Here is a 12,702-nt window from a genome sequence, read left to right as displayed (position 1 = left end):
CATCTGCGACACTGGGAGTGCCATGCCTAAGCCCGGAGAACTCACATTCGTCGCCCCCCGCGGAGCCAAGAAGCCGCCGCGGCACCTTGCTGACCTCTCGCCTGCCGAGCGGAAGGAAGCCGTTGCCGCGATCGGTGAGAAGCCGTTTCGTGCCAAGCAGCTCTCGCAGCACTACTTCGCGCGGTTCGCGCACGATCCCGCGGAGTGGACCGACATCCCCGCCGGGTCGCGGGAGAAGCTGCGGGAGGCGTTGCTGCCCGAGCTGATGACGGTCGTGCGGCATCTGTCGACCGACCAGGACACCACCCGCAAGACGCTGTGGCGGCTGTTCGACGGGACGCTCGTCGAGTCGGTGCTGATGCGGTACCCGGACCGGGTGACGATGTGTATCTCGTCGCAGGCCGGGTGCGGGATGAACTGCCCGTTCTGTGCCACGGGGCAGGCGGGGCTCGACCGGAACCTGTCGACCGGTGAGATCGTGCACCAGATCGTCGACGGGATGCGGGCGCTGCGAGACGGGGAGATTCCTGGTGGGCCCGCCCGGCTGAGCAACATCGTGTTCATGGGGATGGGCGAGCCGCTCGCCAACTACAAGCGGGTCGTGCAGTCGATCCGGGCGCTCACCGACCCCGAGCCGGATGGGCTCGGGCTGTCGCAGCGTGGCATCACCGTGTCGACGGTCGGGCTCGTGCCCGCCATCCACCGGTTCGCCGACGAGGGCTTCAAGTGCCGTCTCGCCATCTCGCTGCACGCGCCCGACGACGAGCTGCGCGACACCCTCGTACCGGTCAACACGCGCTGGAAGGTGCGGGAAGTGCTGGACGCCGGGTGGGAGTACGCCGCGAAGTCGGGGCGGCGGCTCTCCATCGAGTACGCCCTCATCCGCGACATCAACGACCAGGCGTGGCGCGGCGACCGGCTCGGCCGCCTGCTGCGGGGCAAGCCGGTGCACGTCAATCTCATTCCGCTGAACCCGACTCCGGGGTCGAAGTGGACGGCGTCGCGGCCCGAGGACGAGAAGGCGTTCGTCGAGGCCGTCGCCGCGCACGGCGTACCGGTGACCGTCCGGGACACCCGTGGGCAGGAGATCGACGGGGCGTGTGGTCAGCTCGCCGCCACCGAACGGTAGCCTTACGCCAGTACCAGTACCCACATCTGCATATTCCGACAGGGGAGCGCCACAGCGCTGAGAGTGCGGCACCAGAGCAAGGCAGGCCGCAGACCCTCTGAACCTCGCCCGGGTCATTCCGGGTAGGAAGTTCGGTCACCACTCATGCTGTTGCGCCCTGCCCGGGATCTTCGAGGTCCCCGGGCAGGGCCGCGTCTTCTCCTGGTCATTCCAGGAGGAATTCGAATGCGAACGAGCAAGACGACGTACGGGGCCATCGCCGTGGCGGTGGGGCTCGGGTTCGTCACGTTGTCCGCGTGCGGGTCGTCCGGCGACACGGACTCCGCCGGCGGCTCCAAGACCGTCACCCTCGTCAGCCACGACTCGTGGGCGGTCTCCAAGAACGTACTGAAGGACTTCGAGAAGAAGTCCGGCTACACGGTGAAGGTCCTGGAGGACGGTGACGCCGGGCAGGCCGTCAACAAGGCGATCCTGTCCAAGGGCAATCCGCAGGGCGACGTCTTCTTCGGCGTCGACAACACCCTGCTGTCCCGGGCGCTCGACAACGGGATCTTCACCTCGTACGAGGCGAAGAACCTCGGTGCGGTCAAGGGCGCCTACCAGCTCGACGCCGGCAAACACCGCGTCACGCCCGTCGACACGGGCGCCATCTGCGTCAACTACGACAAGAAGTACTTCGCGCAGCACAAGCTGAAGCCGCCGTCCTCCTTCGCCGATCTCGCCGAGCCGCGGTACAAGAACCTGCTGGTCACCGAGAACGCGGCCACCTCGTCGCCGGGGCTCGGGTTCCTGCTGGGGTCCGCCGCGCGCTACGGCGACGACGCCTGGCAGGGCTACTGGAAGAAGCTCGTGGCCAACGGGGTCAAGGTCGTCGACGGCTGGGACCAGGCGTACAACGAGGAGTTCAGCGGCAGCGCCGGCGGCAAGAAGGCGGGGGGCGAGCGCCCGCTCGTCGTGTCGTACGCGTCCTCGCCGCCCGCCGAGGCGATCTACTCCGACCCGCAGCCCGCGACGGCGCCGGTCGGTGTCGCGACCGGGACCTGTTTCCGGCAGGTCGAGTTCGCCGGGCTGCTCGACGGCGCCAGGAACGAGAAGGGCGGGAAGGCGCTGCTCGACTTCCTGATCTCCAAGGAGTTCCAGCAGGACATGCCGCTCAACATGTTCGTCGACCCGGTGACCGACGACGCCACGGCGCCCGCCGACTACACGAAGTACGCCGTGAAGGTCGACGACCCCGAGACCATGAGCCCGCGCAAGATCGCGGACAACCGTGACAACTGGGTCAAGTCGTGGACCTCGCTCGTCAGGAAGTAGCGGCTGAGGCGAAGGCCCGCGCCGCCGGTGTCCGTCGGTCCGGGAGCCTGGTGCGGCTCGGGCTCATGGTCGTGCCCGTCGTGTTCTTCGCCGTCTTCTTCGCGTACCCGGTCGTCGCGATCGTCCGCCGGGGGCTGCTCGTCGGCGGCGTCTGGCAGACCGGGCGGATCGTGGACGTGCTGGGGGAGCCGGACATCCGGCACGTCCTGTGGTTCACGGGGTGGCAGGCGCTCGCCTCGACCGCGCTCACGTTGCTGATCGCGTTGCCGGGCGCGTATGTGTTCGCGCGGCTCGACTTCCCCGGCAAGCAGATCCTGCGGGCCGTCGTGACCGTGCCGTTCGTGCTGCCGACCGTCGTGGTCGGGACGGCGTTCCTGGCACTGGTCGGGCGGGGCGGGCTGCTCGACGCGCTGTGGGGCGTCCGGCTCGACACGACGGTGTGGGCGATCCTGGCCGCGCACGTCTTCTTCAACTACGCGGTCGTCGTACGGACCGTGGGCGGGCTGTGGGGGCAGCTCGACCCGCGGCAGGAGGAGGCCGCGCGGATGCTCGGTGCCTCCCGGTTCACGGCGTGGCGCACGGTGACACTGCCCGCGCTCGGACCCGCCGTGGCCGCCGCGGCACTCATGGTCTTCCTGTTCACGTTCACCTCGTTCGGGGTGGTGCAGATCCTCGGCGGGCCCGGCTACTCGACCCTCGAAGTCGAGATCTACCGGCAGACCGCCCAGATCTTCGACCTGTCGACCGCCGCCGTCCTCACGCTCGTGCAGTTCGCCGCCGTGGGGCTCATCCTCGCCGTGCACGCCTGGAGCGTGCGCCGGCGGGAGAGCGCGCTCCGGCTCGTCGACGCCGCGCACACCGCGCGCCGCCCGCGCGGGGCGGCCCAGTGGGCGCTCCTCGGTGCGGTGGCGGCGACCGTCGCCCTGCTGATCCTGCTGCCGCTCGGCGTGCTCGTGCAGCGCTCGCTCGACGCCCCGGGCGGCTACGGGTTCGCGTACTACCGCGCCCTCGGTGACGCCGACGGCGGAACCTTCCTGGTGCCGCCGATCAACGCCGTGTGGAACTCCCTGGAGTACGCGCTCGCCGCCACCGGGATCGCCCTCGTCGTCGGCGGACTCGCCGCCGCCGCGCTGACCCGGCGGGCGGGACGCCTGGTGCGCGGCTTCGACGCCCTGCTGATGCTGCCGCTCGGCGTGTCCGCGGTGACCGTCGGGTTCGGCTTCCTGATCACGCTCGACAAGCCGCCGCTGGATCTGCGGGCCTCCTGGATCCTGGTGCCGCTCGCCCAGGCGCTGGTCGGGGTGCCCTTCGTCGTCCGGACGATGCTGCCGGTGCTCCGCGCCGTCGACGGGCGGTTGCGGGAGGCCGCCGCCGTGCTCGGGGCGTCACCGCTGCGGGCCTGGCGGGAGGTCGACCTGCCGATGGTGCGGCGGGCGCTGCTGGTCGCGGCGGGGTTCGCGTTCGCCGTGTCGCTCGGCGAGTTCGGCGCCACCGTGTTCATCGCGCGCCCCGACAACCCGACCCTGCCGGTCGCCGTGGCGCGGCTGCTCGGCCGGGCCGGTGACCTCAACTACGGCCAGGCGATGGCCCTCTCGACGGTCCTCATGATCGTCTGTGCCGCCGCTCTGCTGCTGCTCGAACGCATGCGGCCCGCGCGGGCCTCGACCGGGGAGTTCTGATGGCGTCCATGCTCGCACTCGACGACGCGACCGTACGGTTCGGGGGGCGCGCCGCGCTCGACGCGCTGGACCTGGAGGTCGCCGAGCACGAGATCGTGTGCGTCCTCGGGCCCAGCGGCAGCGGCAAGTCGACGCTGCTGCGCGCAGTCGCCGGACTGCAACACCTGGACAGCGGACGGGTGTTGCTCGCCGGACGCGACCAGAGGGGCGTGCCCGCGCACAAGCGGGGCGTGGGCCTCATGTTCCAGGACCACCAGTTGTTCCCGCAGCGGGACGTCGGTGGCAACGTCGCCTTCGGGCTGCGGATGCACGGCGCCGGGCGCGCGGAACAGGCTTCCAGGGTCGGGGAGTTGCTGAAGCTCGTCGGGCTGCCCGGTGCCGAAGGCCGGGCCGTGACCGCGCTGTCCGGCGGCGAGCAGCAGCGTGTCGCGCTCGCCCGGGCGCTGGCCCCGAGCCCCCGGCTGCTGATGCTGGACGAACCCCTCGGTCAGCTCGACCGGTCGCTGCGTGAGCGGCTCGTCGTCGAACTGCGCGAACTCTTCGGCGAGTTGGGCACGACCGTCCTGGCCGTCACCCACGACCAAGGCGAGGCCTTCGCCCTCGCCGACCGGGTCGTCGTCATGCGCGACGGCCGCATCGCCCAGTCCGGCACCCCGCTCGATGTGTGGCGGCACCCCGCCGACGAGTTCGTGGCACGCTTCCTCGGCTTCGACAACGTCACCGAGGCGGCCGTGTCGGTCTCGGGCGACGCCGCCGACACCCCCTGGGGCAAGGTGCCGGTGCCGCCCGGCTCACCGCAGGGCCCCGCCAAGATCCTCGTACGGCCCGCGGGCGTACGCCTTGTCGCCGCCGCCGACGCCCAGTTGACCTGCACCGTCACCGCCCGCACCTTCCGCGGTACGCACGTCGCGCTGCGCCTGCAACCCGACGGCGCGCCCCGGCTCGAAGCGGCCTGCGCGCTGCGCGCCGCGCCGGAACAGGGCGCCGAGGTCGGTGTCGCCTTCGACGCGGCGGAAATCGTGCTGCTCGGCGAGGGGTCGACTCCGTAGGGTCGGCGCATGACGACCTCCGTGCCGCGACCGCCTGCCCCCCTCTCCCACGACCGGTTCTGCGACGAGATCACCGCCCAGACCGACCTGTTGAGAGCGCATCTCACCGACGCCGACCTGACCGCGACCGTGCCGACCTGCCCCGACTGGACCGTACGCGAACTCGCCGAGCACGTCGGCCGCGCGCACCGCTGGGCCGAGGCGGTCGTGCGTACCCGGGCGACGGAGGCGCTGCCCGACGACCAGGTGCCGGATCGCGCGCCGGCCGACGACGGTCCCGCCGCGCTCGACGCCTGGCTCGGCGACGGCGCCCGGCGCCTTGCCGACACGCTGCGCGCGGCGGGGCCCGACGCGGCCTGCTGGAGCTGGGGCTGGCGGCGGGACGCCGGGTTCTGGGCCCGCCGGATGACCCACGAGACGGTGATCCACCGGGCGGACGCGGCGCTCGCCCTGAAGACCGGTTACGACGTGGTGCCGGAGATCGCCGCCGACGCGATCGACGAGTGGCTGCGGATCGTGCGTTTCGTCCAGGACGTCGATGCCCGTGACGCGGTACAGCAGTTGCGGGCCGGTGGACGCACCCTGCATCTGCACGCCACCGACACCGCCCCGGAACTCGCCGCCGAGTGGCTGATCGAGCTGCGTGACGAGGGGGTCGTCTGGCGCCGCGACCACGCGAAGGCCGACGCCGCGCTGCGCGGCCCGCTGACGGCCGTGCTGCTCGCCTTCTACCGGCGTGAACCGGTCGACGGCGGGCGCGTCGAGGCGCTGGGCGACCGGGAACTGCTCGACCACTGGCTGACCCGGGCCAGCTTCGCCTGAGCGCGAGGGGGACCACGGACCACGAAACTCCGGAAACACAGAACCCCGGGACCCCGGGACCCCGTAAACACAGAGGGGCCGTACGAGGCGCCCGCCCGACTGTCCGGGTCAGGACACCTCGTACGGCCCCTCAAGCGGCTAGCGCTGGGCCGCACCACGCTTGCGCAGGGCGAACACCACACCGCCACCCGCGACGACGAGCGCCGCCGCGATGCCGGCGAAGAGGCCGGTGTTGCTGTTGGCGCCGGTCTCGGCGAGGTCCGAACCACCGGCCGGGGAGGCCGAGTTGCTCGGCGCCGGGGCCGGGGCCGCCGGGCTGGTGGACTCCGGCGCCGACGCGGTCGGCTCGGCCGTCTCGGTCGGCGTGGACGCGCTCGGTGCCGGGGAGGACGGCGCCGGGGAGGACGGCACCGGGGTGGCCGTCGGCTTCTCCGTGGCGCAGGCCGTCGCCGGGGTGGTGACGCCACCCTTGATGTCGTCGTCCACGTTGAACCTGTCGGTCTTCACGTGGACGCGGTAGTGCGCGTTGGGCGCCCAGTTCTCCTTGAACGTGACAGTGGCGCCTTCCTTGGTGCCCTTGACCACCCGGCTGCCGAGCTCCTTGCCCGACTCGTCGAAGAGCGTGATGGTGGCGGGCGTCCCAGAGGCGTCGACGTCCTTGACGGTGATGACGCCCTGGGCGCCGTCGCAGACGGCCTCGGCGCTGAACTCGCTGATGTTGCACGCCGAAGCGGTACCGGCGACGCCCAGCGTCAGCGCGGTGGCGGCGGCCGCCACGCCGGCGAAGCGCGCGGCGCGTGCGGATATACGGGGAGTTACGGACACAGTTGTCCTTCACGGGATCAAGTGCAGAGAAAATCGGGATGCCGCGAGGAACACGTGGCTCCTCGCCTCAGCGCCCTCACGGTCCCCTCACGTTTACAAGTGCCTATGACACAACGTCAATACGCGGCAGCCACCGGGAGTTGGGTCTTTACCGTTACTTGACCCGCCGCGGGTTTGAAACCATCCGCCCCAGCACCTCGCCCGCCTCCTCCACCGTGTCGACGAGCGCGATCCGCGCCTCCATCGACCGGCCCCGCGCGAGCGCCTGGAGCAACGGCCACGCCGGCAGCTTGCGCGTCCAGTGGTCCCGGTCGACCAGGACCATCGGCGTCGGCTCGCCGCGCGACTCGTAGTAGTTGGGCGTCGCGTTGTCGAAGATCTCCTGCACCGTGCCGGCCGCGCCCGGCAGGAAGATGACGCCCGCGTTCGAACGGGCGAGGAGGCCGTCCTCGCGGGTGGCGTTGGCGAAGTACTTGGCCAGGTGCGCGGCGAACGCGTTGGGCGGCTCGTGCCCGTAGAACCAGGTGGGGATGCCGACGGAGGCGCCGCCCCGCGGCCAGCGCGCGCGCACGTCGAACGCGGCGGCGGCCCAGTCGGTGACCGACGGCGTGAACGACGGTGCCTTGCCGAGGAGTTGCAGCGACTCGTCCAGCACGGCGTCGGCGTAGGGGGCGGTGTACGCGCCCAGGTTCGCGGCCTCCATGGCGCCCGGTCCGCCACCCGTCGCCACCGTGAACCCGGCCCGCGCCAGTGTCCGCCCGAGCCGGGCCGCGCCCGCGTACTCCTGCGTGCCGCGCGCCATCGCGTGGCCGCCCATGACGCCCACCACGCGCGCCCCGGCGAGGAGTTCGTCGAGGGCGTCGGAGACCGAGTCGTCGTGCACGGAACGCAGCATGGACGCGAACACGTCGCCGTCGGCCTTGGTCCGCTGGAACCAGGCGTACGCGCGGGCGTCCGGGGTCGCCTCGTAGCCGCCCGCGGACAGACCGTCGAACAGTTCGTCGGGCGTGTACAGATGACCGCGGTACGGGTCGAACGGGAGGCCGGGGACCGGCGGGAAGACCAGCGCTCCCGCCGCCCGGACGTGCGCGGCCGCCGCCGGTTCCATGGGGCAGCCGAGGAAGACGGCGCCCGCGACGTCGGCCGCGAGCAGCCGGTCCGTGCGCTGCGTCAGGTCGACGGCCTGCACCCGGTGACCGGCGAGCGTGCCGCGCGCGGCGACGGTCTCGTCGAACTCGGCGAGCGTCTCGATCTCACGGTCGACAGCGGTCTCGGGAAGGGCGGGCGCGAATGACTCTGGATCTTCTGATGTCGGCTGCACCCGCCCATGCTAGAAGCCCGCTCCCGAGCGCCTGTCGCTCAGCCCTGGATCGTCGACGGGTCCACCCAGGCGACCTCGAACGTGTGGCCGTCCAGGTCGTCGAAGGCGCGTCCGTACATGAAGCCGTGGTCCTGCTTCTCGCCGTGCTCGGTGCCGCCCGCCGCGATGGCCCGCTCGACCAGCTCGTCGACCTTCTCGCGGCTCTCCGCGCTCAGACACAGCAGCACCTCGCTGCTCGTGGTCGGGTCGACGATCGTCTTGTGGGTGAAGCCCGCGTACTTCTCCTTGGTCAGGAGCATGAGCACGATGGTGTCGCTGATCTCCACGGCGGAGCCGGTCTCGTCCGTGAACTGCTGGTTGATGGAGTAGCCCAGCTCCGTGAAGAACTTCTTGGCGACGTCCAGGTCGTTCACGGCCAGGTTCACGAAGATCATCTGCTGGTACATGGGAGGCCCGTCGCCTTCTGCAAAGGAGGTGTGGTGCTCGTACGCAGGATTAGACGGGGCCCGAGGGCAAAAGTCATCGGGAGATCAGAGGAATGGCCGAAAGTTCCGCGACGGTCCAGGTCAGCGGGGTGAAGAGAGCCAGCAGGGCGCCCGCCCGCAGGGCCGCGACGCCGCGCAGCCGCGTCGCCGGCGCGCCGATCCGCAGGAGCGCGGAGGTGGTGTGCCTGCGGGCGTGCCGGGCCTCGACGGCCGCGGTCGCCAGCGCGGCGAGGGCGCAGCCGACGACGAGCGAGGCGCCGAGCGCCGACAGCGGCCCGAGGCCCGCGTCCGCCTTACCGGCGCTGCCGTACATCACGTGCGCCGCGTACGCGCCCGAGGCCACCGCGCAGACGACGCCGAGGGGGCGCCCGATGCGCCGGGCCTCCTCCTGGAGCACGCGCCCGGCGAGCAGCCGCACGGCGCCCGGGCGTACGGCCTGGAGAGCCCGCCCGCACAGGTGGGTGAGACCGGGCCCGGCGAGCGCCAGGCCGAGCGCGGTCAGCGCCCAGCCGGCCAGCACCCCGGTGGGGCCGCCGCCGAGGCCGCCCGGCATCGCGGGACCCCTGCCGCCGGGGGTGTGCGCGGCGTACGTCTCCACGGCGAGCCCGGCGGCGAGGAGGGCGACGCCCCACGGCAGCCCCGTCGGCGCCGCGGACGGCGCGGCCGACGGTTCCTCCGGGTCGGTTCCGGCCGCCGCGCCGGGCCCCTGGGTCCTGGGGCGCAGTGCGACGGCCCCGGCGGCGGACGCGGTCAGCGGTACGACGGCGAGCAGGGTCAGGGCGGCGCCGAGCGGCAACGGCCGGTCGGCGGCGAGGAGTCCGCGCGCCGCGCCGTCGAACGGGAGCCCCGCGAGGTCGCCGCGCAGATGCAGGAAGAACAGCAGCGCCAGCATCGAGCCCAGCGTGCAGGCGACCGCTGTGGAGATCACGGCGAGCAGGGTGAGACGGGCCGGGCCGAGGCCCACCGCGGAGAGGCCGGGGCGTGGCACGGTGGCCGGGTCGGAGCGGGCCACGGCGACCGCGAGGTACACGGTGGCGGCGAGCGGTACGACGCACCAGGCGAGGCGGGTCAGGGAGGCCGTGGACGCTTCGGGGTGGCCCAGGGCGTGGCCGAGCGTGCACAGCAGCAGGAAGCCGGTGCCCGCGGAGGCGGCGGCCACCAGGAGCCGGCGGAGCTGTACCGCGGGCCGGGCGCCGCGGGCTAGACGGAGAGCGAGCACGCGGTGCGGCCTTCCGGGTCGGCGGCAGCGGTCGGCAGGTGCACGTTGGTGACGGGGCGTCCGTCGAGCAGCGACACCGTGCGGTCGGCCAGTGCGCTGACCTCCGGGTCGTGCGTGGCGAGGACGACGGTGACGGCGTGCGAGCGGGCCGCGGCCGTCAGCGTGCGCAGGACGTGCGCGCGGTCGGCGCGGTGGAGGGTCGCGGTCGGCTCGTCGGCGAAGACGACGTTCGGGGCGTGCACGAGGGCGCGGGCGATGGCGACGCGCTGCCGCTCGGCCATCCGCAGGGCGCCCGGCCGCTTGCGGGCGAGGTGGCCGACGTCGAGCCGCTCCAGCCATTCCTGGGCGGCGTTCTTCGCGGAATGTCGGCCGGTGCCGCGCAGCATCAGCGGCAGGGCCGTGTTCTCCCAGACGTTCAGCTCGGGGACGAGGGCGGGTTCGGGGTCGATCCAGCCGAACCGGTCGCGGCGCAGCCGCTCGCGCGTGAGCGCGCCCATGGTGTGCACGGGGCTGCTGTTGAACCACACCTCGCCCTGCTGCGGCAGGAGCTGGCCCGACAGCAGGTGCAGCAGAGTCGTTTTGCCGGCGCCGCGCGGGCCGCTGACCGCGAGGATCTCGCCCTCGCGGACACCGAGCGAGACGCCGGTGAGCGCGGGGGAGCCGTTGTGCGAGAAGTGCAGGGCGCGTGCCCAGAGCACATCGTTGTCCGGTGGGGCCACCATGGCGTACACCTCGGTTCGGATCAGTTGTGCCGGGAGAGTTCCCGTCCCCCGTACGGGGGAACGAAGGCAGGGCCGATCGGTCACACGGGCACGCTAGGTTTCCTGGGCCATGCGTCCACAAAAGACGCGGCCCGGCCGTACCCATCTCACTCGGATGGGTGCCGGCCGGGCCGTGGCGCGAGGCTGATCAGATCTTCGTCCAGGCCTCCGTGAGGACCTGGCGGACGATCCCCTCGATCTCGTCGAACGTCGACTGGTCCGCGATCAGCGGCGGCGAGAGCTGGATGACCGGGTCGCCACGGTCGTCGGCGCGGCAGTACAGGCCGTACTCGAAGAGCTTCTTGGAGACGAAGCCGTACAGGACGCGCTCCGACTCCTCGTCCGTGAAGGACTCCTTGGTGGCCTTGTCCTTCACGAGCTCGATGCCGTAGAAGAAGCCGTTGCCGCGGACGTCGCCGACGATCGGCAGGTCGTGCAGCTTCTGGAGCGTGGTGAGGAAGTTCGCCTCGTTGTCGAGCACGTGCTGGTTGAGGCCCTCGCGCTCGAAGATGTCGAGGTTGGCGAGGCCGACGGCGGCGGAGACCGGGTGGCCGCCGAAGGTGTAGCCGTGCAGGAACGTGTTGTCGCCCTTGTAGAAGGGCTCCGCGATGCGGTCGGACACGATGGCCGCGCCGATCGGGGAGTAGCCCGAGGTCATGCCCTTGGCGCAGGTGATGATGTCCGGGACGTAGCCGAACTTGTCACAGGCGAACATCGTGCCGAGGCGGCCGAAGGCGCAGATGACCTCGTCCGAGACGAGCAGCACGTCGTACTTGTCGCAGATCTCGCGCACGCGCTGGAAGTAGCCGGGCGGGGGCGGGAAGCAGCCGCCCGCGTTCTGCACGGGCTCCAGGAAGACGGCCGCGACCGTCTCCGGGCCCTCGAAGAGGATCTCCTGCTCGATCTGGTCGGCGGCCCAGCGGCCGAAGGCCTCGGGGTCGTCGCCATGGATCGGGGCGCGGTAGATGTTCGTGTTCGGCACCTTGTGCGCACCCGGGACGAGCGGCTCGAAGGGTGCCTTGAGCGCGGGCAGACCGGTGATGGACAGGGCGCCCTGCGGGGTGCCGTGGTAGGCGACCGCGCGGGATATGACCTTGTACTTCGTGTGGTTGCCGGTGAGCTTGTGGTACTGCTTCGCCAGCTTCCACGCGGTCTCGACGGCCTCGCCGCCGCCGGTGGTGAAGAAGACCTTGTTGAGGTCGCCCGGCGCGTGGTGGGCCAGGCGCTCCGCCAGCTCCACGGCCTTGGGGTGGGCGTACGACCAGATGGGGAAGAAGGCCAGCTCGGCGGCCTGCTTGGCGGCGACCTCGGCGAGCTCGCGGCGGCCGTGTCCCGCCTGGACCACGAAGAGGCCCGCGAGACCGTCGAGGTACTTCTTGCCCTTGTCGTCCCAGATGTAGGTGCCCTCGCCACGCACGATGGTGGGAACGGGCGCGTTCTCGTACGACGACATGCGGGTGAAGTGCATCCACAGGTGGTCGTACGCGGTTCGGCTGAGGTCCTTGCTCACGGCTATCGGGTTCCCCACATATAGGTCTGCTTCTTGAGCTTGAGGTAGACGAAGCTCTCGGTGGAGCGCACTCCGGGAAGGGCCCGGATGCGTTTGTTGATGACGTCCAGAAGGTGGTCGTCGTCCTCGCAGACGACCTCCACCATCAGGTCGAACGAGCCCGCCGTCATCACGACGTACTCGCACTCCGGCATGGCCGTCAGCGCGTCCGCCACGGGATCCAGGTCACCCTCGACGTTGATCCCGACCATCGCCTGCCGGCGGAAACCCACGGTGAGCGGGTCCGTGACGGCGACGATCTGCATGACGCCCTGGTCGAGCAGTTTCTGCACGCGCTGGCGCACCGCTGCCTCGGAGAGGCCGACGGCCTTGCCGATGGCGGCGTACGGGCGCCTGCCGTCCTCCTGGAGCTGTTCGATGATGGCGAGGGAGACGGCGTCCAGCGGCGGACTCCCGCCGCTTCTCGAACGGGGTCCCTTGGGATCTGCGCTGCGACTGGCCACGACTTCACTGTGCACGAGGACTCGTCGGTTCCGCAACCCCAGATCGATGTAATCCGTTGTCTGTGACTCCTATAGTCACGGATTT

At 71.4% G+C, this 12,702-nt stretch carries 12 protein-coding genes and 1 riboswitch; of the genes, 5 read left to right on the top strand and 7 right to left on the bottom strand.

All coding sequences use genetic code 11. From position 1 onward, the window contains the following. The first annotated feature begins 22 nt into the window (after positions 1-22). From rlmN to ACIRF8_RS26400, 5 genes are all read left to right on the top strand, one after another. A complete protein-coding gene (rlmN, locus tag ACIRF8_RS26420) occupies positions 23-1,129 on the top strand; it encodes a 23S rRNA (adenine(2503)-C(2))-methyltransferase RlmN (protein ID WP_404218420.1) in 1,107 nt (368 codons plus the stop codon). A gap of 30 nt (positions 1,130-1,159) precedes the next feature. Next, positions 1,160-1,276, top strand: a riboswitch (TPP riboswitch). Between the two features lie 78 nt (positions 1,277-1,354). Next, entirely contained in the window at positions 1,355-2,443 is a 1,089-nt protein-coding gene (locus ACIRF8_RS26415; protein ID WP_404218418.1) for a thiamine ABC transporter substrate binding subunit, read from the top strand. Beyond that, a complete protein-coding gene (locus ACIRF8_RS26410) occupies positions 2,419-4,122 on the top strand; it encodes an ABC transporter permease (RefSeq protein ID WP_404218416.1) in 1,704 nt (567 codons plus the stop codon). Before ACIRF8_RS26415 ends, ACIRF8_RS26410 begins: the two co-directional genes overlap by 25 nt. After that, positions 4,122-5,171, top strand: coding sequence for an ABC transporter ATP-binding protein (locus ACIRF8_RS26405; protein WP_404218414.1), 1,050 nt, complete (start codon positions 4,122-4,124; stop codon positions 5,169-5,171). Before ACIRF8_RS26410 ends, ACIRF8_RS26405 begins: the two co-directional genes overlap by 1 nt. A gap of 9 nt (positions 5,172-5,180) precedes the next feature. Further along, entirely contained in the window at positions 5,181-5,993 is an 813-nt protein-coding gene (locus ACIRF8_RS26400; protein WP_404218412.1) for a maleylpyruvate isomerase N-terminal domain-containing protein, read from the top strand. A gap of 138 nt (positions 5,994-6,131) precedes the next feature. Here ACIRF8_RS26400 and ACIRF8_RS26395 read toward each other — a convergent pair whose 3' ends face one another. From ACIRF8_RS26395 to ACIRF8_RS26365, 7 genes are all read right to left on the bottom strand, one after another. Then, positions 6,132-6,818 (bottom strand): LAETG motif-containing sortase-dependent surface protein, encoded by a 687-nt coding sequence (locus tag ACIRF8_RS26395; protein ID WP_404218410.1) that lies wholly within the window; start codon positions 6,816-6,818, stop codon positions 6,132-6,134. A 154-nt stretch (positions 6,819-6,972) separates the two neighbouring features. Further along, a complete protein-coding gene (locus tag ACIRF8_RS26390; RefSeq protein WP_404218408.1) occupies positions 6,973-8,139 on the bottom strand; it encodes an LOG family protein in 1,167 nt (388 codons plus the stop codon). 38 nt (positions 8,140-8,177) lie between these two features. Beyond that, the gene (locus ACIRF8_RS26385) at positions 8,178-8,585 is read right to left on the bottom strand and encodes a VOC family protein (RefSeq protein ID WP_404218406.1); all 408 of its coding nucleotides are present in this window, start codon (positions 8,583-8,585) and stop codon (positions 8,178-8,180) included. Positions 8,586-8,658: 73 nt separating this feature from the next. Then, on the bottom strand, positions 8,659-9,843 hold the full coding sequence (locus ACIRF8_RS26380) for a hypothetical protein (RefSeq protein ID WP_404218404.1): 1,185 nt from the start codon (positions 9,841-9,843) through the stop codon (positions 8,659-8,661). Then, positions 9,825-10,565, bottom strand: a complete 741-nt coding sequence (locus ACIRF8_RS26375; protein ID WP_404218402.1) for an ABC transporter ATP-binding protein — start codon at positions 10,563-10,565, stop codon at positions 9,825-9,827. Before ACIRF8_RS26375 ends, ACIRF8_RS26380 begins: the two co-directional genes overlap by 19 nt. Positions 10,566-10,752: 187 nt before the next feature. Then, positions 10,753-12,132 carry an aspartate aminotransferase family protein gene (locus ACIRF8_RS26370; protein ID WP_404218400.1) on the bottom strand — a complete coding sequence of 460 codons (1,380 nt, stop codon included), beginning with the start codon at positions 12,130-12,132 and terminating at the stop codon, positions 10,753-10,755. Next, entirely contained in the window at positions 12,117-12,632 is a 516-nt protein-coding gene (locus ACIRF8_RS26365; RefSeq protein WP_404218398.1) for an Lrp/AsnC family transcriptional regulator, read from the bottom strand. The genes ACIRF8_RS26370 and ACIRF8_RS26365 overlap by 16 nt, the downstream gene beginning before the upstream one ends. Positions 12,633-12,702 lie beyond the last annotated feature (70 nt).

Origin of the sequence: Streptomyces sp. NPDC102406, assembly GCF_044765725.1 — a bacterium.
GTDB lineage: Bacteria > Actinomycetota > Actinomycetes > Streptomycetales > Streptomycetaceae > Streptomyces.
Note: the sequence above shows the minus strand (reverse complement) of the source record. Positions and strands in the feature narration are given on the sequence as shown.